At 31.5% G+C, this 18,572-nt stretch carries 26 protein-coding genes; 6 read left to right on the top strand and 20 right to left on the bottom strand.

Annotated elements, in window-relative coordinates:
• Window positions 1-78 precede the first annotated feature (78 nt).
• Both ACFVRR_RS07600 and ACFVRR_RS07605 read right to left on the bottom strand, forming a co-directional pair.
• Window positions 79-702 carry a phosphatase PAP2 family protein gene (locus ACFVRR_RS07600; protein WP_387326582.1) on the bottom strand — a complete coding sequence of 208 codons (624 nt, stop codon included), beginning with the start codon at window positions 700-702 and terminating at the stop codon, window positions 79-81.
• 99 nt (window positions 703-801) lie between these two features.
• A complete protein-coding gene (locus tag ACFVRR_RS07605) occupies window positions 802-978 on the bottom strand; it encodes a YozD family protein (RefSeq protein WP_069032035.1) in 177 nt (58 codons plus the stop codon).
• Window positions 979-1,131: 153 nt separating this feature from the next.
• Here ACFVRR_RS07605 and ACFVRR_RS07610 point away from each other — a divergent pair, with 153 nt between their 5' ends.
• Complete coding sequence (locus ACFVRR_RS07610; protein ID WP_176522653.1) at window positions 1,132-1,287, top strand: hypothetical protein; 156 nt, start codon at window positions 1,132-1,134, stop codon at window positions 1,285-1,287.
• A 13-nt stretch (window positions 1,288-1,300) separates the two neighbouring features.
• Here the strand turns inward: ACFVRR_RS07610 and ACFVRR_RS07615 are convergent, their stop codons facing one another.
• The 4 genes from ACFVRR_RS07615 to phaQ all read right to left on the bottom strand — a co-directional run bounded on the left by ACFVRR_RS07615 (window position 1,301) and on the right by phaQ (window position 3,232).
• Window positions 1,301-1,876, bottom strand: coding sequence for a hypothetical protein (locus ACFVRR_RS07615; protein WP_069032034.1), 576 nt, complete (start codon window positions 1,874-1,876; stop codon window positions 1,301-1,303).
• 64 nt (window positions 1,877-1,940) lie between these two features.
• Entirely contained in the window at window positions 1,941-2,072 is a 132-nt protein-coding gene (locus ACFVRR_RS07620) for a hypothetical protein (RefSeq protein ID WP_387326587.1), read from the bottom strand.
• 168 nt (window positions 2,073-2,240) lie between these two features.
• A complete protein-coding gene (locus ACFVRR_RS07625) occupies window positions 2,241-2,813 on the bottom strand; it encodes a hypothetical protein (protein WP_387326589.1) in 573 nt (190 codons plus the stop codon).
• On the bottom strand, window positions 2,810-3,232 hold the full coding sequence (gene phaQ / locus ACFVRR_RS07630) for a poly-beta-hydroxybutyrate-responsive repressor (RefSeq protein WP_387326592.1): 423 nt from the start codon (window positions 3,230-3,232) through the stop codon (window positions 2,810-2,812). Before phaQ ends, ACFVRR_RS07625 begins: the two co-directional genes overlap by 4 nt.
• Window positions 3,233-3,391: 159 nt before the next feature.
• Here phaQ and ACFVRR_RS07635 point away from each other — a divergent pair, with 159 nt between their 5' ends.
• Both ACFVRR_RS07635 and ACFVRR_RS07640 read left to right on the top strand, forming a co-directional pair.
• A complete protein-coding gene (locus ACFVRR_RS07635) occupies window positions 3,392-4,174 on the top strand; it encodes an alpha/beta fold hydrolase (protein WP_387326595.1) in 783 nt (260 codons plus the stop codon).
• A gap of 156 nt (window positions 4,175-4,330) precedes the next feature.
• Window positions 4,331-4,954 carry a hypothetical protein gene (locus ACFVRR_RS07640; protein WP_387326597.1) on the top strand — a complete coding sequence of 208 codons (624 nt, stop codon included), beginning with the start codon at window positions 4,331-4,333 and terminating at the stop codon, window positions 4,952-4,954.
• 141 nt (window positions 4,955-5,095) lie between these two features.
• Here the strand turns inward: ACFVRR_RS07640 and ACFVRR_RS07645 are convergent, their stop codons facing one another.
• The 7 genes from ACFVRR_RS07645 to ACFVRR_RS07675 form a co-directional block, all read right to left on the bottom strand.
• Window positions 5,096-6,565 carry a recombinase family protein gene (locus tag ACFVRR_RS07645; protein ID WP_387326600.1) on the bottom strand — a complete coding sequence of 490 codons (1,470 nt, stop codon included), beginning with the start codon at window positions 6,563-6,565 and terminating at the stop codon, window positions 5,096-5,098.
• Window positions 6,559-6,714: a hypothetical protein gene (locus ACFVRR_RS07650; RefSeq protein ID WP_176527956.1), complete on the bottom strand. Its 156-nt coding sequence runs from the start codon at window positions 6,712-6,714 to the stop codon at window positions 6,559-6,561. Before ACFVRR_RS07650 ends, ACFVRR_RS07645 begins: the two co-directional genes overlap by 7 nt.
• A gap of 222 nt (window positions 6,715-6,936) precedes the next feature.
• Entirely contained in the window at window positions 6,937-7,155 is a 219-nt protein-coding gene (locus ACFVRR_RS07655) for a YozE family protein (protein ID WP_025671848.1), read from the bottom strand.
• Between the two features lie 111 nt (window positions 7,156-7,266).
• Complete coding sequence (locus ACFVRR_RS07660) at window positions 7,267-7,557, bottom strand: YokU family protein (RefSeq protein WP_387326604.1); 291 nt, start codon at window positions 7,555-7,557, stop codon at window positions 7,267-7,269.
• The gene (kamA, locus tag ACFVRR_RS07665; RefSeq protein WP_387326607.1) at window positions 7,550-8,959 is read right to left on the bottom strand and encodes a lysine 2,3-aminomutase; all 1,410 of its coding nucleotides are present in this window, start codon (window positions 8,957-8,959) and stop codon (window positions 7,550-7,552) included. The genes ACFVRR_RS07660 and kamA overlap by 8 nt, the downstream gene beginning before the upstream one ends.
• A 203-nt stretch (window positions 8,960-9,162) precedes the next feature.
• Window positions 9,163-9,291, bottom strand: a complete 129-nt coding sequence (locus ACFVRR_RS07670; RefSeq protein ID WP_387326610.1) for a YjcZ family sporulation protein — start codon at window positions 9,289-9,291, stop codon at window positions 9,163-9,165.
• Window positions 9,292-9,526: 235 nt separating this feature from the next.
• The gene (locus tag ACFVRR_RS07675) at window positions 9,527-11,098 is read right to left on the bottom strand and encodes an L-lactate permease (protein ID WP_387326613.1); all 1,572 of its coding nucleotides are present in this window, start codon (window positions 11,096-11,098) and stop codon (window positions 9,527-9,529) included.
• 403 nt (window positions 11,099-11,501) lie between these two features.
• On the opposite strand from ACFVRR_RS07675, the gene ACFVRR_RS07680 reads away from it, so the two are divergent.
• Window positions 11,502-12,461 carry an LCP family protein gene (locus ACFVRR_RS07680; protein ID WP_387326615.1) on the top strand — a complete coding sequence of 320 codons (960 nt, stop codon included), beginning with the start codon at window positions 11,502-11,504 and terminating at the stop codon, window positions 12,459-12,461.
• A gap of 111 nt (window positions 12,462-12,572) precedes the next feature.
• On the opposite strand, the gene ACFVRR_RS07685 is transcribed toward ACFVRR_RS07680, so the two are convergent.
• The 3 genes from ACFVRR_RS07685 to ACFVRR_RS07695 form a co-directional block, all read right to left on the bottom strand.
• On the bottom strand, window positions 12,573-13,223 hold the full coding sequence (locus ACFVRR_RS07685) for a histidine phosphatase family protein (RefSeq protein ID WP_387326618.1): 651 nt from the start codon (window positions 13,221-13,223) through the stop codon (window positions 12,573-12,575).
• Window positions 13,224-13,253: 30 nt separating this feature from the next.
• Entirely contained in the window at window positions 13,254-14,615 is a 1,362-nt protein-coding gene (locus ACFVRR_RS07690; RefSeq protein WP_387326621.1) for an NAD(P)/FAD-dependent oxidoreductase, read from the bottom strand.
• 310 nt (window positions 14,616-14,925) lie between these two features.
• Window positions 14,926-15,024 (bottom strand): putative holin-like toxin, encoded by a 99-nt coding sequence (locus tag ACFVRR_RS07695; protein WP_387326928.1) that lies wholly within the window; start codon window positions 15,022-15,024, stop codon window positions 14,926-14,928.
• A 212-nt stretch (window positions 15,025-15,236) separates the two neighbouring features.
• Here ACFVRR_RS07695 and ACFVRR_RS07700 point away from each other — a divergent pair, with 212 nt between their 5' ends.
• A complete protein-coding gene (locus tag ACFVRR_RS07700; RefSeq protein ID WP_387326624.1) occupies window positions 15,237-15,467 on the top strand; it encodes a hypothetical protein in 231 nt (76 codons plus the stop codon).
• 193 nt (window positions 15,468-15,660) lie between these two features.
• Window positions 15,661-15,885, top strand: coding sequence for a hypothetical protein (locus ACFVRR_RS07705; protein ID WP_097977280.1), 225 nt, complete (start codon window positions 15,661-15,663; stop codon window positions 15,883-15,885).
• Between the two features lie 235 nt (window positions 15,886-16,120).
• On the opposite strand, the gene ACFVRR_RS07710 is transcribed toward ACFVRR_RS07705, so the two are convergent.
• The 4 genes from ACFVRR_RS07710 to ACFVRR_RS07725 form a co-directional block, all read right to left on the bottom strand.
• Entirely contained in the window at window positions 16,121-16,348 is a 228-nt protein-coding gene (locus ACFVRR_RS07710; protein WP_097977278.1) for a hypothetical protein, read from the bottom strand.
• Between the two features lie 444 nt (window positions 16,349-16,792).
• The gene (locus ACFVRR_RS07715; RefSeq protein ID WP_387326629.1) at window positions 16,793-17,971 is read right to left on the bottom strand and encodes a NupC/NupG family nucleoside CNT transporter; all 1,179 of its coding nucleotides are present in this window, start codon (window positions 17,969-17,971) and stop codon (window positions 16,793-16,795) included.
• 22 nt (window positions 17,972-17,993) lie between these two features.
• The gene (locus tag ACFVRR_RS07720) at window positions 17,994-18,179 is read right to left on the bottom strand and encodes a hypothetical protein (protein WP_387326632.1); all 186 of its coding nucleotides are present in this window, start codon (window positions 18,177-18,179) and stop codon (window positions 17,994-17,996) included.
• 12 nt (window positions 18,180-18,191) lie between these two features.
• Complete coding sequence (locus tag ACFVRR_RS07725) at window positions 18,192-18,347, bottom strand: XapX domain-containing protein (RefSeq protein WP_387326635.1); 156 nt, start codon at window positions 18,345-18,347, stop codon at window positions 18,192-18,194.
• Window positions 18,348-18,572: the final 225 nt, after the last annotated feature.

An 18,572-nucleotide genomic window follows, 5' to 3' on the forward strand; every position in this document is an offset into this window, starting at 1 on the left:
TGTTGTTCGCATTGCACCTGGAACCAAAAAGAAACACCTATATCATTTCGATTATAGGTGTCATTTTTTCATATTAAATTAAAGCTGTTTTCTTTCATGTAAATTTATAAATACATTTTTACAAATACTGTACCATGCATATCCTACTAACCAGCCAGCAATAATATCTGAGAAATGATGCACATGAAGGTAAATTCTGCTCATTGATATTAAAAATATCATTAATAGAACGATAAATTGAATCATCTTTTTGTGTTTCACCATTGCAGGTTGAATGACAATTAAAATAAAGCCTAATGTTAGAAAGAAGGATGTTGCCATAACTGCATGACCACTTGGGAAACTAAAGCCACTTTCCACATAGTACATTGAACTTGGTCTTGGTCTTTCATATAGATCTTTTAAAAAGGAAACAACCACTCTAGCTGTCAATAATGTAATCATTAATGATAAACCAGTCCAAATGCGCTTACGTATAATTGAATAAACTAAAACAATGACTGCAAATGTTAAATACATTTTTGAAGAACCAAAATCTCTTAAAAAATAACAATATGAATCTAGTGCATCTGTTCGAATGAATTCAAAGAATTTAAACGCTGAATTGTCCAAACTCCGAATCATGTTTGAATCATAAATAAGTCCTAAAATAACAAATAGAAAAATAGAAGTAAAAATTAGGATCCAATTATTTTTTTTCATATAATCCTCCAAAATATATTCCAGTTAATGCATCATAATTGCTTGTACTTTGGATACACAAAAGAAAAACGACGAGAGCTCCCGTCGCCACTTTCATGACTATTCTTCTTCCTCATCGATTTCATCAATCATACATTTTTCCAGTAAGTACTCAAAAGTAATATCCGCTAGTTCTTCAATTTCCTCTTCCTCAGGAACATAACCCCGCTGAATGAGCTGTTGATAGAAAAATTCTGCTATTTCTTCCGTATCAATAACTACCTCAATTTCTTTCACTAGCATCACCCCTTACTAGTTAATATGTTAAAAATGAGAAAATATGAAAAAAACCTTACCAAGCACAAAAAAATATTAATATGTAACCTTTAGCATAATACAACATTGACAAGCATATATTCAATTAAAACATGTTAAAGGAGCGAGATTCCAATGATAAAAATGGACAAGCTAGCTAATCTAAAAGAAATTATGGTTAATGATGAACTGTTTGAAAAAGCTGTTGAAAAACTAACGACAATTGCATTTTTTATTTTAATAGGGATAGGCATACCTTTTATGATTCATATAATTCTACAATTATTGTAGAATATCCTCTCTCTCAATTTGTTTTCTTCTCTGAGAATTTATTTAAATTTTTAAGCACTAGATCCATCACAATTTTATATTCTTCATCTTGGAAGATTGAATATAAAACAGCGTAATCATTATATATATCTAATAATCCATCAATTATTTCTTGTTTTGTGGTTTTATTTCTGTTTTTATTAAAATCATTCATTGAGCGAAGTTTTTCTAAGTCTAATTTTGTAATGCCATTTTTATCATTTCTTAGTTTTTTTAGAATTGCATTTGCAGTTTGTGCTGATGCAATTAAGGTTAAATCTGTTTCATCGGCTTCTAACCATTCTCCATCAGTAATACGCGCTAATTCGTAAATTGTATCTTCCCATGCGTCATTTTTATATCGCCAAACCTCTGTACGATACCCCACAATTCGAAAAATTTCTTTTTCATAGCCATTGACTTGAACAAGATCCCCGAAAGAAAATGAATAATTTACTTCTATCCATTCTTTTTCAAGTTTTTTCCCATCATATTCGTTGAGAAGTTGAAGAGTATTCTCAACATAAAGTCCGTCATGATTATTGACTTCATAAACAAAAACGCCGTCCATCAGTTTAATATTTATTAACTTTCTATTTTTATTGGCTATTTTAGACAAAAATACCACTCAAAGTTTAAGTGAGTGGCTTATCAGCTGGCTTTACTTTTATATCCTCATTTTTTATTTTTAAAGTTAATTTTAGTAATGCTTCTGCAGCGAGTTTTGCATTTAACGATCCAATTTCTTCATATTTAAACTGATTCATGAAGAAACACCCCTCTATAGACTATTCATTTGTCTTGTCTATAGTTCACTGAGGTATGTATTGTAACCGATTAAACTGGCTATAAGAAAAACTTATAAGGCATAAAAAAACAACTCTTCTGATTTTAAGGAGTTGTTTGGAGTATGAAGACAAATGTCTAAAATTTACTTATTTATTAACAGATCCAAACATTTTAAAGCTATCCTCAATTCGATGGTTAATGTTTGTATGTGCTGCTCTTAAGGATTTCAAGTAATGTTCATTTAATGATGACCATACTCGCTCTCTTTCCTTCAAACTCTCTATGTAGTACTTTCCTGTTTGTTCATATTGCTCTTCTACTCTTTCAATTAACTCAACTGAGGCTTTGAACGGAGTAGCTAATAACTCAGTAAATTTATTTACTTTTTCTTCAAATAGATTAACACTTGATTGAATTTCTGAAGATTCTTCTATTTTAATTCTTGTTGTATTTGCTTTTATATGATTATTAAAGTACTTTATTTCTTCAAATAAACCATTTACTACATTACGATATTCCTCATTAAATTTCCTTGTTTCTTTTAACACTTTAATAAACGAATTTAACCTTTGTTCTCGAGCGTCTCTTATGTATGTCAAATTACTTTCGTATTGATTCCAAAGTGTATTAAAAAAAGGATCCATTAAATATTCTTCTACTTTTTCGTCTTTAATTTTTTGAACTTCTGCCTTTGATTTTGAAGCTTTCTGTAACGTCAAACTTCTTCCTCCTCTTTTGGTTTCAAATGTTTCTCTATTTTATCCTCTCTTTGTATTGGAGGAATGTAGAGCTCAAGAAAACTAGTGTACATTTTGAAAAATTGATCAAGCATTGATTGATAAAGTTCGAGTTGTCTTGCGTTACCTGTTAAGAATGCCTTCCCAGCTTCTGTAATTGAATAACAGCGCTTAGCAGGTCCGCTTCCTTTCGTATCCCATTTTGATTGTACAAGATTTTCTTTCTCTAGTTGTCTTAATAATCGATATAAATTTCCTTGGTCAAGTGTTTGAAACCCGAATGCGTGGAGCTTTTGAATTAGATCATAGCCATGAAGTGTCATCCGACTAAGGAGTAGAAGAATAAAAGGCATAATAAAGTTTTTTGAAGGAGTAATATTTTTATCTTTATCATTGTTCATAGGTAACACCTCTATAAAAAATCTAATAGGTGTATTTTACACATATATGAATATAGGGTCAATACAGTAAATATAATTTATTATAAATTTTCAAAAAACTTCAAACCTAGCGTTTATTCGTTAAATATTTTAGTAAAAAAATACAAAGGAGTGATAAAGTTGTACGTTATAAAAACCGAAAGGATCAAACTGTATTATGACCGGTTAGGTACTGGAGAACCTCTCGTATTAATTCATGGTCTTGGAGAAGTAAAAGAAAGCTGGTTTAAACAATATGAACTAGCAAATGAATTCGATTTAATTATTCCTGATTTACGTGGCCATGGAGAAAATGATTTAACTGAAGGCATCTCAATTAAGAATTTCGCAAAAGATGTACTTGATTTATTGGATGAGTTAGGAATTGAAAGTGCGCATATTCTAGGCTTATCTATGGGTGGGACTGTTGCACAAGAGATGTACCGCCAAGCACCTGAACGATGTCGCTCTTTAATCTTAGTAAGTACATTTCATTTTGCTCCAAGATTACTAGGATTATGGTTTATTCATTATAAAGAGTTTCGTTCAAAAATTTTCACGCCCCAACAGATAAAAGAGATGACAGCAAGAACATGCCTTTTTTCATGGGAAACAGAGTCAATACAGCAATTTAAACAATATTATCGCCCAAATCCAGAAGGATATGACAAGTCAATGAGAGAATGTTTTAAGGTTGATAATAGAGAATTGTTACCAAAAATAAAGGTACCAACGCTTATTATTGGTGGTCAATATGATCCGATTACGCCAGTATGGCTCCAATTAGTAATGCATAAAAGTATCCCAAATTCAAAATTAGTTATTTTCAAAAATACTGGCCATGTAACAAAAATGGAAGCTTCAGAAAAATTTAATCAAACGATTCGCTCCTTTTTAAATAAACAAGAACCCGTTAAGATTTAAAATTAATTTCTAGCAAACTAGATGAACCTTTTTTTAGGTTGCTGATCAAGTTTTTAATAGATATCTAAAAAAATATGCTTTATCAACGTGTTGTATCTAAGTGTACTATTCTAAAAAAAGCCTCCATATAGTTTAACAAAAACGGGAGGTACCAATATGTACGAGAATTGGCTGGATACATTATCATCTAATGATTTATTTCTGACCTTTCTATCAATAATAATTGGTGCGATCGGTGGTTATGCCAATATATTATTAGCTAATGAGGGCTACATTAGAAGTTATCGGTTTAAAGATTCTGATGGTAGAGAGAGATATTCACTTGGTTCTAAGCGTGAAATAATTCTTGGAGCTATGGCAGGTTGTATTTCTTACCTAATTGCTGTTCTTACGACAGATAATCAAACTCCTGTATCTATTATCATTTATGCTTTTATTTGTGGAGTTAGCGGCGGTGCATATTTAGAAAAATTGGTTGATAAAAACGTTAATAACAAAATCATTGATTTTAGTTCAACGCTTGAAGAAATGGAAAAAGAGAAAAATGAGAACAAAAAGGCAAGTGCCACTTCCAATACCAATGGAAGTATGCATCAAACTGATGCTGGTGTTGTCGATGGAACAGAACAATATAATGAAGATGACAGCACGAATGATGTAACTAATGAAGAAGTTGATTTTCATTACAATATTTTAATGAAAAGGTTAAAATGTGCAAGAAGTACTAAGGAAGCTGAAAAATATTTTAATGAATTAGTTCGATTGATCAATAACAGATAAGTTTTTAAAAATTGCATCACAACAAAAAAAGTTCAGTTCAATCTTTTCGAAGAAGGTAAACTGAACTTTTTATTTTAACTTTAAGATTCTCAAAATCGAACATGGTTAGTTTTCTCGTTTCATAGAAAGATAATTGATGCATTAGATCCATTCTATTTTAATCGTGGCAATTTCCTTACTTCGAGTAGTATCATGACTTGAATCCATATTACTACTAAACCATATTTTGTTAATAAATGATTTTAAAAATTGATTACATATTTCAGAATCGATTCTTTCTAAATCGTCAAGCGTTTCAATGATCTTCTCAATTTTTTGACGATCATCGTATTTGTTTCTTAAATTCTCTATTTGGGTCTGATAGAGTTCAATTTGCTCGGTCATTTGATTCATTTGAGCGATTAGTTCATTTTTTAGTTCTTCATATTCCTCTTTCGTAATTTCTCCATCCATTCTCATTTCTCTTACGTTATTTTGTCGTTTTTTAATTTTTTCTTTTTGTTTAATCAATGAGACGAGCTCAGTCGTTAATCTTTGTTCTAATTCGATTGTTTTCTCAGAATCTAGCATTTTTAGCGCGTTCTCTAGCTCTGTTTTTTTTTCTTTAATGCTTTTTAAAACAAATTCTTCAACTAATTGATATTTATAGCCACGATCTTTGCATTGATTGTTTGATATTTTATAGGAACATGACTTTATAAAATCAATATTTGAACGATCTTTTTGAATATATCGCTTCCGCCCACAGCAATTGCAATATATTAAATTTTGTAATCTACGGATTGCTTTTCGATTTTGAAAATAAACATTTTTATTACTTTCTAATATAGTTTGGACGGCAAAAAATTGCTCCTTTGTTATGATCGCCTCATGAGCATTTTCAATAAAAACTTCATCAATAATTTTATTATGAATACGTCTTTTAGCCTGTATGGCCCCATAATAGACAGGATTCGTACGTAATTGGCTAATATGTGATGTAGTAAGGATTTTACCTTGCCTACTCCTCCAATTTAACCTATTTAATTGCCGTGCTATTTCATTTACTGAAACTCGTTCTAACGACTTATCGAATATTAGGCGAATAATCTTCGCTTCATCTTCAATGATTTCTAATTTTTTTTCCGAATTTTTACGATACCCAAGTGGGGTCTTATTACTCATTACCCATTTTCCTTGCTCCGCTGCTGCTAATCTCCCTCTTGATAACCGCTTTTTTATCTGCTTATATTCAAAATTTGCCAATACTGCCTGAAATGAAAATAACATTTCATTCGTTTCCTGGGATAAATCTATTTTACCTTGTGGGGTTAATATTTTAGTATCATTTAAGATTAATACTTGTTTGATTTGTTCCGCATGTGCATTATCACGTGAAAGACGATCTATATCCATTATAATTAAATAATCAAATTCATGTATTTTCTTAAGCAATAAATTTAATTGTTCACGCTCTGTATTGACACCACTCGAAATTTCCTGATAAATGATATATTTTAAATTATGTTGATTGGCAAGCTTAACCAAAGCATTTTTATGATTAAGTAGAACTTCATCAACATCTTTTTGCTCTTCATTTCTTGAGAGTCTGAGATAGATAGCTGCTAACATGTAATCACCTTAGCATTATGCATTTTACCTAAATGATCAATTCCCAATAAAAATAGAAAGTTTATATTTGTTATCTTACCGACAGTACCATATAACGTAATCACGACAATATCATCTACGTTATATTTTGGTTGTTTTTTCTTTGTCATACTTCTTACCTCCTTCTCCATACGTCGTGACTAATTCGTTTTTACTGTATACTATGCAACCAATAGATAATTGTCTGTCATTTTCATAGTAAATAATTAAAGGGATTAGCCTATTTTATAGGTAAGAAATAAATAGCTAGTTTCAAAAATGGTAGAATCAATAAATTAGTGGGATATTTTGCAATTAAAAAAAGATGCAACTTAGTTAAACTAAGTCACATCTTATTGATCTTCTAAATATAAGTTCCATGCTTCATCAAAAACGCTCATCGATTGATGGAAAGTTCCATCAAATTCTAAATACGAGCTAATTTCGTCATAGCTTGAAGAATGTTTTGGAAATGAGTGATCATTAAAAAGATGATCTGCCAATATTCCAATTTCATTAGGAATTTTATAGTTTCTATGCTTCATCATATAATGGTAAAATGACTTTCTCATGATTCTCCCTCAGTTTTATTATTTATTTTGTCTCTTTTTCTAAAAATATTGTTACTTTTGAATATGCTTTATACAATAACAGAGTTATTTTATATTTTAAAAATACCCGTTCTATGACGAGAAGTCAAAATAATTTCTTTTTAATAATCTCGGCTGCTTCATTAATTCATCATATGTGACGGTAACCGGAAGTAATTTTGTTGAAATGAGAAATAACTGATCTTCTATTGATTTGACCATATCTTCCTTCTGATAGGTAAATTTACACTGTTCACAATGGAATGATGGTACTCCTGTAATTGTGATTGCTCGGGAACCATCCGGTAACTCCCAATGTACAACTGCTTTTGTTTCCTGTACATTCTCCTCACCGCACCAATCACATTTTAAATTATTATTCATCTTTCTTTACACTTCCATCCATTTTCTGAATTTGTGATTGAAACTTTTTCTCTTTTAGTTCATCCCTTTTTTCTCGTTTATTTTTTAATGAACTATGTGTTGGATCTGTTTGATATTGTTCTCTCTTTTTCATTCTTTCTAAATCTGAAGGAATAAGACTTTGTACCTGATCATTCATGATACTAGCAATACCAACCTTAGCTGCCTTATTTAAATAATCAGGGTAAACTAGTGAAAAATAATCTTCTGCTGTATCCTCTTTATAGTTTTCAGGCTCTGGATAGGATGTGATGACACCCTCAAAATTCCTTAGTACGGTTTTTTTACTGCTTTGAGAGACGATATAGTTTGGTTGAAGTGAGATTTTACCTCCTCCTCCAGGTGCATCTACTACAAATGTAGGTACTGCATAACCAGAAGTATGCCCACGTAACCCCTCAATAATCTCCAACCCTTTTGCAACTGGTGCTCTAAAATGACCAATTCCTTCTGATAAATCACACTGATAAATATAATATGGTCTGACTCTTATTTTTACTAAGTCATGCATTAACTTTTTCATAATTGGTACGCTGTCATTAATCCCTGTTAAAATAACTGATTGGTTCCCAACTGGAACACCAGCATTTGCAAGCATTTCACACGCTTTTTTTGCTTCTTCAGTAACTTCAATGCTCGTATTGAAGTGTGTGTTTAACCATACAGGATGGTATTTTTTTAATATTTCACATAAGTTTTCAGTAATTCTTTGTGGGAATACCACGGGTGCTCTTGTGCCAATTCTAATAATTTCCACATGATCAATTGCTCTTAAATTTTTTAAAATATATTCCAAAATATTATCATTAATTAATAATCCGTCTCCACCTGAAATCAGTACGTCTCTTACTTCTTCATTTTCACGTATATAGGCAATTGCTTCATCTAATTGTTTTTTTGGAACTCCCATACCAATTTGGCCTGAAAATCGACGTCTTGTACAGTAGCGACAATACATTGAACATTGATTTGTAACTAAAAAAAGCACTCGATCTGGATATCGATGTGTTAATCCTGGAACTGGACTATCATCATCCTCTCCTAGTGGATCTTCTGAATCATATTTTGTTTTATTTAATTCTTTACTAATTGGAACAGATTGCATTCTAATGGGACAGCGTGAATCGGTTGGATTCATTAAAGAAGCATAGTAAGGCGTAATATTTAATGGAATTGTTTTCGTTGATATTCTTACCCCTTCTTCTTCATCTTTCGTTAAATCAATCACTTGTTTCAAGTCATCTAATGTTCTGACTGTATTCGTTAATTGCCATAACCAATCGTTCCATTGTTCATCCGTAACATCTTTCCATAGAGGAATATCTTTCCAATGTCTTTGAGGTTTATAAAGCTGATTTTTCATTTATGGTCCTCCTTGTTTAATAGGACAATTTAAATTTAATAAATTAAGTAAAAGTTTCTAGTTATATACCTACTTCTTTATATGCACTTAATAAAAAGTTGGTGAAAAGAGTATAGCTTAAAAAACAGTATGAATTCTGTGGAAAATGAAATAACCGACTAACTAATCGTTAGTCGGTATCTGTGGCTGACGCTCAATAGTTTTTAGACAGTTACAAAAGTTGCACCGATGATAATTAATAAAATAAACAATACAACGATTAACGCAAATCCTCCGCCGCATCCCCAGCCACAACCGTGGCCTCCGCCGTAGTATGGTGAATATCCTCCCATATAGATTGCCTCCTTCACTTAACTTTTAGAAATCACAATAAAGTATATGTAAGGTTTACAATCCTTGTTACATAGGCATTTGACCATATTTCTAGTGAAATTAAATAGATTTTTGGATCTAAACTTAACCTTATAGAGCCAAACTTTTAGGTATATGAATGAGTAATCATTTTTTAAAAATCAACTTTAAGAAATAAAAAAAGTCTTGAGAAAAATTCTCTCAAGACTCTAAAACTTAATAAATAAATGATAAAATATATGTCCAAATACAAACAAATGCTAGTAATCCAAAACTATATTTTAAAGTCATCTTAGTTAAATTTGATTCATTACCTGTTTCACCTACTGCAGCTGTTGCGATTGCAATTGACTGAGGTGAAACTAGTTTTGCTATTACCCCACCTGCAGTATTTGCTGATACTAATAACGAAGGATTTGCACCTAAAATATTACCAGCTGAAACTTGAATTGGAGCGAATAAAGTATTGTTATTTACAACAGAACCAGTCATAAATACACCAATCCATCCTAATATTGGAGATAAGAATGGAAATGCACCTCCAGTGTGTGCAACAGCTTGACTTAAAGCACTTGTTAATCCTCCATATGTCATCAATTTCGCGATACTAATAATTGCACAAATCATGATAATCGGTATCCAAAATTCTGAGATTGTTTTTTTAAGTAGAGCTATGCCTTTCCTTACATTTATTGATTTAGAAGAGAAAATAGTAACTAATCCTGCTAATAATATTGCAGTACCTGTTGCTCCGATTAGATCAATGCTGACATTTATTGTAGAACCTGGAACAACGAATTTTATTACGGTAGCAGCTAGTGCTCCTCCATCAGCGAATAAACCTTTAAATGATTTTAAGCTCCAAATTAATACGAAAATTGTTAGTAAATAAAATGGTGACCATGCTTTAATCACATCAGCCATTGAATAAGATTCAGTTTTAAACTCTTTTCCATTTAGTAAGAAAATATTTTTAGGTTGCCATTTTTTAAGAAATAATGCTAAAACACCCATTGTTAATAATGAAGGAATAATATCTGCTAACTCTGGTCCTAAAAAGATTGTCATAATAGCTTGAGAAACTGTATAAGTAATAGACGTTACTAAAATTGCCGGTAAAATTTCTTTAATTCCTTTAAATCCATCGATCAACCAAATTAACAGAAATGGAATCGTAAAATTAATAATCGGTAATGTTAGTGCAGTCATAATTGAAACTTTCATTGAAGTTACACCATGTAATCCAAATGTATCAATAATTCCCACTGGTATTCCAATTGCTCCAAATGCACCAGATGCACCATTCGCAATTAAACATAGCATAGCTGCTTGTAATGGTTTAAAACCAACTGAAACTAATAATACCGCACAAATTGCAATCGGTACACCAAAACCTGCTGCCCCTTCAAGAAATGCATTAAAACAAAATCCAATCAATAAAAACTGAATCCGTTGATCACTCGAAATACCAACTATACTGCTACGTAAAATATCAAACTTCCCAGATTCTACTGTTATTTTGTATAACCACACAGCCATTACAATGATATAACCAATTGGCCATAATCCTTGAATGGTTCCTTGGGTAACACTTCCAATTGATTCACCAATTGGTAATTTAAAAATTGTTAGTACAATTATAAACGTAATTCCAAGGTTTAATAACGCTGCATAAATACCTTTCATTTTTAACACTGTTAAGCATATAAGAAATAATAGAATCGGTACAGCCGCTATCAGTGCTGAAATTGCAAGATTATCAAATGGATTAAAACTATCTACTAACATTTAGTTTACTCCCTTGTTTAGGTTCTTAGATTTAAACTATAAAATCTAGCGTCCAACCTAATTATTTTATTAAATAACTTCACAAACTTTATTATCATTAATATTGCCTTATTAAATAATAAATATTTATTTCAAACCCTATATCTTTTGTGAAAAAATTCACATAAAGTGATAAAAAAATAAATATTTTACCTAATTTATCCGTTTTTATTTGTGAAGAATTTAACAAAGTAAAGTTTATACTATATATTATTACTTAACAATGAACAATTATTTCTATTTATGGAAAAATACGGTATATCTCTATTTTCCTTTTTTGTTATGTATTTTCAAAATATTAGAGGGGAAATATAAACTAAAATACATAAATAGACCAAAAACATATAGAAGGAGTAATAGATTCATGTCAAAGTTCTTGCGAATATGCCTTCTTTCTTTTCTTGTTTTCTTTTTGACCAGTTGTCAAATTAAACCAACAGATCATGGCCAAAGCCAATCAAATCCACTAAGTGAGCAAAAAATGAGCTTTAAAAATAAACTTTTAAAAAACTCATTATTTTTCCTTGTTATTGGAGTTGATTCTCGGGGCGAAAAAAACTCACGTTCAGATAGTATTGCAATAGTTCAATATAATGTTGAAGACCGAACTTTAAAAGTTGCCTCAATCTTAAGGGATTCATATGTTAAAATTAAAGGTTATAAGTATGGTTACGGAAAAATTAATCAGGCCTATTATTTAGGTGGAGAAAAACTACTAAAAGAAACAATTTATAATAATTTCGGGATTCCAATAGACCATACGGTTATAATTGATTTTAAAGGTTTTGTTGGGATTGTCGATACACTTGTTCCAGAAGGTATAACAGTTAATGTTAGTCAATCAATCATAAATGATATGAACTTAAAAATGAAACCTGGAAAAAACAAACTACATGGTGAGCAGCTCTTAAAATACGTACGTTTTAGACATGATCATGATAATGATTTTGGAAGAGTTCAACGACAGCAAGAAGTATTGTTAAAAGTCGTAAGTGCCGTTAAAGAAAAGTTAAATACTTTTGGTGGAATCGCTAGAGTACCTCTTTTATTAGACGAAACAACAAAATATGTTTCAACTGACTTAAAATTTGATGAAATACTTTCGCTTGCTTCCATTGCCTTTTCTCAACCAATTGAAAAAATTGATCGCTTGAGTATTCCTGTTGATGCTGGCTTTACAAACGAAACTGTTGAACATTCAGGGGCAGTACTAAAATTAAACTTTTCTAAGAACAGACAAACAATTAAGCAATTTTTTAAAGCTCCTGCCCCAGTAATAAATAGTAAAAATAGTAATGGTAATAAAAAGTTGAAAAATAAATGATAGATTGACTTCACAAAAAAGAGAAGGTTTTAATCCTTCTCTTTTTTAGTGTGTCAAAATTAACGGTCTCTAGGGAAAAAAAATTAAGTGGAAGATTATTGAGTTAAAATTTCATTGATTAAATGAAATCACCTTATAAGTATCAGATGAGTATTCCAAGATTGTGATACTAGCGTTTTTTATTTCTAGTTCAATATTAAATTCCTCTGAAAACTTTTTTACAATATTACGAATCGTATTGCCATGAGTGACAATTAATACATTCTCATCGTTTTTATTATTTTCGATAATTAGTTCATTTAGCCCTTTTTCAATTCGCTCCCATAGCTCGAAATAACTCTCTGCATGATGGTATGGATCAGATTCTTTTATAAAATTTGTAATATCTTCTAGGGATCGATTTCTTAATAGTTCTCTAAAGGAAGAAAAACCATGATCATTTGCAACTTTACCTAAGGCAACTGCTGAGAATTCTCCTTCAAAACTACCAAAAAAGGATTCTCGGAAGGCTTTTGTTTTTCTAATTACAGGAATTTCGTAACTGTTTTGCTGTAAAATTATTTCTGCCGTTTCAACAGTTCTACCAGAATCGCTAGTATATACACGGTCAAACTGGATATCTGATAATCTATTTCCACATTCAATGGCTACTAGTTTTCCTTCTTCTGTTAATGGACTGTCGGCCCATCCTTGCATTCTTTTATAACGATTTAAATAAGTTTCACCATGTCTAATTAAATATAAATGAATTCTATTTTTCATCTAATCACCCACAATGTGAATTTTTCAAATCTAGTTAAAACAAGTTAAATATTGATCCTTATTTGCCAAAATCTTACCTAAATAAATCCCACTAGCCGCTGCTTGGGATAACGAGTGGGTAACTCCAGAGCAATCTCCAATTACAAATAATCCTTCTATACTCGTTTGAAAGTTTGAATTGGTTTCTATAATCGGTGAATAAAACTTTCCATCCATTCCGTAAAGAAGTGTATCCTCATCAATTGTCTCTCCAATAAATTCTTCCAATTGATTCAAAAATCCTTGTAAAATATTCAAATATAAATGTGGAACTTCATTTTTAAGGTCACCGCAATCGGCATCTAATGTCGGCTTTATACTATTTTTTTCCATTTTGACATTAGTTGTAGGCTCACCATTTAGTAAATCACCGAATCGTTGAACGACGATACGATCTAAGCCATTATTTATTTTTCCTATAATTTGATTAGCGTAAAGATTTGCTTCTTTCAGTGATGGAAAATATTTAGGTGTGAATAACGTAAAATTTAAATTAGTTGTTCCTGATTCTTTTTCCTTAAAATTTTGTCCATCAGGCATAACTAATCCTTCTTGAAACTTTCGAACGATTCTACCTTTTGGATTCATACAATATGTAGTTGAAATCAATTCATCATATTCAAAAGCGAGTTTCGTTTCGAATGTATCTTGTAAAATTGAACGTAGCTGCTGTTCTTTCATTTCAACTCTAATCCCTAAATCTAAACGAGTTCTACCTTGTTTAACTCCAAGTGAAGCACACTGATCATTTACCCATTCTGTTCCGGATCTGCCTGTTGCAAATACTACATTTTTAGATTCGAATTTTTCTAAGTTAGTATCCAAATAGAATTGATTGTTCTCCTTTTTAATATCTAGAACATCAACTTCAAAGCGAATATCAATCCTACTAGATAATTCGTGATATAGTCGTTTGAATATTTCTGTTGAAAGACGCGTCCCGAGATGTCTAACTTCAGTGGTTAACATATGTAAATTGCAATCCTCGGCTTTTATAGCCAAATTTGCATTTACAGTCGAATATTTTTGTACAGAACCTCCCCCAAAAAGGCATAATAGATCGTCAACCTCTTTCATTAATTGCTCAAGATTTTCTCTGCCTACCTTTTGAGCTAATTCTCCTCCAAAATCACATGAATAGTTAAATTTGCCTTCTGATTTACCAAGTCCTGCAAAGCCATAATATTTACCACAAACATCGCATTTGCATATTCCCCCATTGTCTATAGCACAGGCCCTTTCCTCTAAAGACTTTCCTTTTTCAAGAATTAATACTTTTTGATCTGATTGTAATAATGTATATGCTAAAAAAATGCTACTTACACCTGAACCGATAATTGTAATATCATACATCTTTTTTCACCTTCTTGATTTTTTCACTTATTCTAATTGTACAATAGTTACTATACTTAAGTGAAATCCTCAAATTATAATTGGTAGATATTATCTTTAGTAAAAAAAAACACGCCTTATTTGGCGTGTCAGTGTGTAGACAAAGTACATAAAACTTGAGTTTCAGACTGATTGCAAGCGCTTGTCTTTCGAGGCGCGAAGCCTAGTGAGGAGTGGAGTTACCCTAGACGGTAATGAGCACCGCAGACAGGCGAAGCAACGAAGAAAGCGAGCGTTTGGTGGGCAGTCTGACACGCCTTATTTGGCGTGTTCAAGAATTTTTATTCTTATCCTTATCTTTAAACTCTAAAATGGCGATCACAAACATACCAAAGCTAATCATCAGTGATAAAACTTCGAAAGTAATAATACTAACCGCCTCCTTACTTTTAAGCTTCCCGGAACCAAGTTTGTCCTATACATTCAACTATTTTTTTTATTTTAATTTTAAAAAATTATCTTTAAATAGAAGGATTAACATACGGTTCTTCAATGCTGCAGTTAATCCAATTTCTTCCACAAACTTTTTAAGGTCTATTTTTTGTTAAAAATTGGAACAATATCACCATAGGAGGAATACAAATGGATCATTTCGAAGCATTTTTGAATAGTAAGAATTGGATTGATAATGATTTAGATGCAAGGTATATAAACATAAACCACCCCTATGCAATCTTAATTTCTGGAGAAGAAGGACAAATTACTTTAAGAGGAAACACCGGTGTTGATAACGGTCAAAACGGAGAAGAAATTTTCTCCTTTACATCATTAAAAGAGCTACAAGAGTGGTTTGAAGATAATATTGGGGAATGAATTAGTTGTATTTAATAAATAATCCTACTCATGCCAAAATTTAAATTTATTGGCTGAGTTTTTTTATTTTATTGCATTGTAAAACCCTCAAAAACATTCAATTAATCTAGTCGATTGTAAAAATTAATTTTTATGAATACATAAAGGATATTGAAGCATTTGCAACGAATAATTTTCTTTGGAGGTGTTTGATATGAGCAATAAAAATAATGTATTGAACGGTAATAAAGAAGATTTGTATCTTGAGGTAATCAACGAGATGAAAGGAATACAAATTCATTTATTAGAAGAGATCAATCGGTTAAACAGCGAAGTTAATTTTCTGATATCAGTTGTTCTACCAAATATAGATCGAGATAATTTAAATAATGATCAATTGGCCATGTTCGGAGAGATTGTATTGAATAAAAGAAGTTAACTAAAATAGTTAGAATTAAATACTATCAAATGAAAAATTAATAAGTCTCTTAAGCAATCAAATCAAATTATGTTTTGCAAATTACTTCCTTTTACCTCTTATAACTTTTACCACTTAAGATTGATTGTTAGATTGATGAATCAGAATCCATTGGTGTAAAAACATTTAAAGTAATAAAAATTATTTCAATTTATTTCTGTATTTAATTCATCAAAATTCAAAAGCAATTACCGTTTTACTCTTCAATCTTTTTAGAAAAAACTTTACCGTTATTCAATTGACACCAGTCCAAATCTGTCGTGTCACTGTATTTTGAGTTAAATTCATCTATAGAAAGGAAAACTTCAATATTCCCTTTTTCAAGCTCTAAAAGAAGCGTATATGGTGTTAAACCGTAAACATTAGAAACAGCAATTAATTCACCTATATGTATCTTTTCTGAAAAATCAATTTTATCTTCCATTTATATCTCTCCTTACCCTTTGGAATTGGTAGTCATAAATACTTTTATATACTTCCCTTAATACAAATATATCTTCAAAAATTCTTCAATATAAAATTTTTAAAATTAACCAATCTTCATTACAAATTCAATATAGTAAAAATGACTCAAGTATTTTTCTTGAGTCATTTTATTGTTGGCTTTACTTACTGAAATAATTGTATTAATAGTATTATTTAGAGTCGGTACAAAAGGCGAAACTCATCACAACGTTCCACGCCACAACAGATGTGAATTTGATTTCATATACGAGCAGCGGTCTTTTAGTTACATTTCTTACGGTTCAACTTTTTTTAGATAGAAACTCAATTTTAAACTAACTTTACGATTAACGCATAAAAGGAGCCGATCATCATCGACTCCTGAATTCGTTCAGCTATTACACGATGGTTATTTTGATTTATCTTATAAGAATAACCCCACGATTGTTCCTGTCATGACTGAACCCATTGTTGCCACTAATAGCACTTTTAACCCCATTTTAGCCATTACTTTCGATTGCTTGGCATCGATTGCTTGTAAGCAACCTAAGATAATTCCGATGGAAGAGAAGTTTGCGAACGATACTAAGAATGCTGACACGATCCCGACTGTTTTATGATCCAATCTAGGAATCATCTTCATGAAGTCTAACATGGCCACAAATTCATTTGCAGAAACTTTCGTCCCCATGACTGAACCCGCTTTTAAGACTTCCGAATGGTCAATACCCATCATGTAAGCGATTGGTGCAAATACATAACCGATAATTTCTTGGAATGTCATACCGACTGTTGCATTTAAGATGTAGTTGATACCAGCTAGTAAGCCGATATAAGTGATTAACATTGCACCTACAATTAAAGCTGTCTTCCCCCCTAATAATGCCCAGTTTCCAATTGCCTCGAATAATGATTTTTCAGGAATCATTTCTTTGATGTCAATTTCGTCTTCTTTTCCTTCCACTTTAACTGGTGCTACGATTGAACTCATAATTAATCCAGAGAATACGTTGATTGGTAGTGCGACTAAAACGAATTCTGCAGGAATCATTTGCATGTAAGCCCCTAAGATTGAGCAAGATACTGCTACTAGTGAAGATGTTACGATGACAAATAATCGGTTTGGTGATAATTTGTGAACTTGAGATTGCACTGAAAGAATAGCTGTTGTATCACCGAACACCATCGAGTTAACTGCTACAAATGATTCGATTTTTGGTAGACCAGTAATTTTTGAAACAAATCCACCGATGTATTTAATTGCTAAAGGAAGGATTTTCGTGTAAGTTGCGATACCGAGTAATGCTGTTACGAAGATGATCATCATTAAAACGTTTACAAAGAAATAACCTTTTGTCGATAAATCACCGAAAACAAATGAGATCCCTTCATGTCCGAAAGATAGAATTTTGTTAAAAAATTCAACCACATGTTTTAATACTTTTTGACCGATCGAAGTGTGTAACATGAACCAAGCAAGTCCGACCTGGATTCCAGCCATAACTGCTATTCCACGATAATTAATGTTTTTCTTGTCATTCGACATTAAGAATGCAACACCTAGTAATACGACGATTCCTAATATGGCGATTAGAATTGACATGTTGTTCCTCCTCTAAGTTGTTTTATCGTTGATATCTGATTTGTTCGTCTAATAATTCAACATGCTTTTCAATCAGTTTGATTAATGTTAAGAGTGCATAAACTTGTTCTTGATCATGATTTGTTTTCGCTCGTTTTAAAAGGTCTTGTAGTGTCCCTTTATGAGTGATGTTATTTTGTTTTATTTCATAAAGCGCTTTCTTGATCAATACTTGTTCTCCCTATATAAACAACTGAACTAATTTCATTCCACCATACACACCAACAATTCCGCAAATTGCGCTGAATACTGGCGGGGCTGGTATTGGTAATTTAAATAAGGTGAAAGCGATTCCGCAAATTAATCCAGCAACTAAACTCATTAAGATTTCTTGCATAGGTGTAATACCTCCTAGTTTGTAAAATATTTAATAAATTTTGACGGTAAAAGGAGCGCCAATTGCGAGCGGTTCAATTTGCGTTGCCTTTATTTTAATGACTAAGTAGTAGAGGACATCGGTATCTGTGAAATGGATATGTCAACATCTTCGGACTACCCGTTGATTGTTTGTGATATATTTCACATGATAGAGTAAATTTTATCCCCTTCTATGAGTATATAG

Origin of the sequence: Gottfriedia sp. NPDC057948, assembly GCF_042887255.1 — a bacterium.
Taxonomy (GTDB): domain Bacteria; phylum Bacillota; class Bacilli; order Bacillales; family Bacillaceae_G; genus Gottfriedia.

What these genes read in the sequence shown, in the direction of transcription:
- ACFVRR_RS07600 (WP_387326582.1), bottom strand. Translation starts at nt 702, where the DNA reads ATGAAAAAAAATAATTGGATCCTAATTTTTACTTCTATTTTTCTATTT.
- ACFVRR_RS07610 (WP_176522653.1), top strand. Translation starts at nt 1,132, where the DNA reads ATGATAAAAATGGACAAGCTAGCTAATCTAAAAGAAATTATGGTTAAT.
- ACFVRR_RS07615 (WP_069032034.1), bottom strand. Translation starts at nt 1,876, where the DNA reads ATGGACGGCGTTTTTGTTTATGAAGTCAATAATCATGACGGACTTTAT.
- ACFVRR_RS07620 (WP_387326587.1), bottom strand. Translation starts at nt 2,072, where the DNA reads ATGAATCAGTTTAAATATGAAGAAATTGGATCGTTAAATGCAAAACTC.
- phaQ (WP_387326592.1), bottom strand. Translation starts at nt 3,232, where the DNA reads ATGAACAATGATAAAGATAAAAATATTACTCCTTCAAAAAACTTTATT.
- ACFVRR_RS07640 (WP_387326597.1), top strand. Translation starts at nt 4,331, where the DNA reads ATGTACGAGAATTGGCTGGATACATTATCATCTAATGATTTATTTCTG.
- ACFVRR_RS07645 (WP_387326600.1), bottom strand. Translation starts at nt 6,565, where the DNA reads ATGTTAGCAGCTATCTATCTCAGACTCTCAAGAAATGAAGAGCAAAAA.
- ACFVRR_RS07650 (WP_176527956.1), bottom strand. Translation starts at nt 6,714, where the DNA reads ATGACAAAGAAAAAACAACCAAAATATAACGTAGATGATATTGTCGTG.
- ACFVRR_RS07655 (WP_025671848.1), bottom strand. Translation starts at nt 7,155, where the DNA reads ATGAGAAAGTCATTTTACCATTATATGATGAAGCATAGAAACTATAAA.
- ACFVRR_RS07660 (WP_387326604.1), bottom strand. Translation starts at nt 7,557, where the DNA reads ATGAATAATAATTTAAAATGTGATTGGTGCGGTGAGGAGAATGTACAG.
- kamA (WP_387326607.1), bottom strand. Translation starts at nt 8,959, where the DNA reads ATGAAAAATCAGCTTTATAAACCTCAAAGACATTGGAAAGATATTCCT.
- ACFVRR_RS07670 (WP_387326610.1), bottom strand. Translation starts at nt 9,291, where the DNA reads ATGGGAGGATATTCACCATACTACGGCGGAGGCCACGGTTGTGGCTGG.
- ACFVRR_RS07675 (WP_387326613.1), bottom strand. Translation starts at nt 11,098, where the DNA reads ATGTTAGTAGATAGTTTTAATCCATTTGATAATCTTGCAATTTCAGCA.
- ACFVRR_RS07680 (WP_387326615.1), top strand. Translation starts at nt 11,502, where the DNA reads ATGTCAAAGTTCTTGCGAATATGCCTTCTTTCTTTTCTTGTTTTCTTT.
- ACFVRR_RS07685 (WP_387326618.1), bottom strand. Translation starts at nt 13,223, where the DNA reads ATGAAAAATAGAATTCATTTATATTTAATTAGACATGGTGAAACTTAT.
- ACFVRR_RS07690 (WP_387326621.1), bottom strand. Translation starts at nt 14,615, where the DNA reads ATGTATGATATTACAATTATCGGTTCAGGTGTAAGTAGCATTTTTTTA.
- ACFVRR_RS07700 (WP_387326624.1), top strand. Translation starts at nt 15,237, where the DNA reads ATGGATCATTTCGAAGCATTTTTGAATAGTAAGAATTGGATTGATAAT.
- ACFVRR_RS07705 (WP_097977280.1), top strand. Translation starts at nt 15,661, where the DNA reads ATGAGCAATAAAAATAATGTATTGAACGGTAATAAAGAAGATTTGTAT.
- ACFVRR_RS07710 (WP_097977278.1), bottom strand. Translation starts at nt 16,348, where the DNA reads ATGGAAGATAAAATTGATTTTTCAGAAAAGATACATATAGGTGAATTA.
- ACFVRR_RS07715 (WP_387326629.1), bottom strand. Translation starts at nt 17,971, where the DNA reads ATGTCAATTCTAATCGCCATATTAGGAATCGTCGTATTACTAGGTGTT.
- ACFVRR_RS07725 (WP_387326635.1), bottom strand. Translation starts at nt 18,347, where the DNA reads ATGCAAGAAATCTTAATGAGTTTAGTTGCTGGATTAATTTGCGGAATC.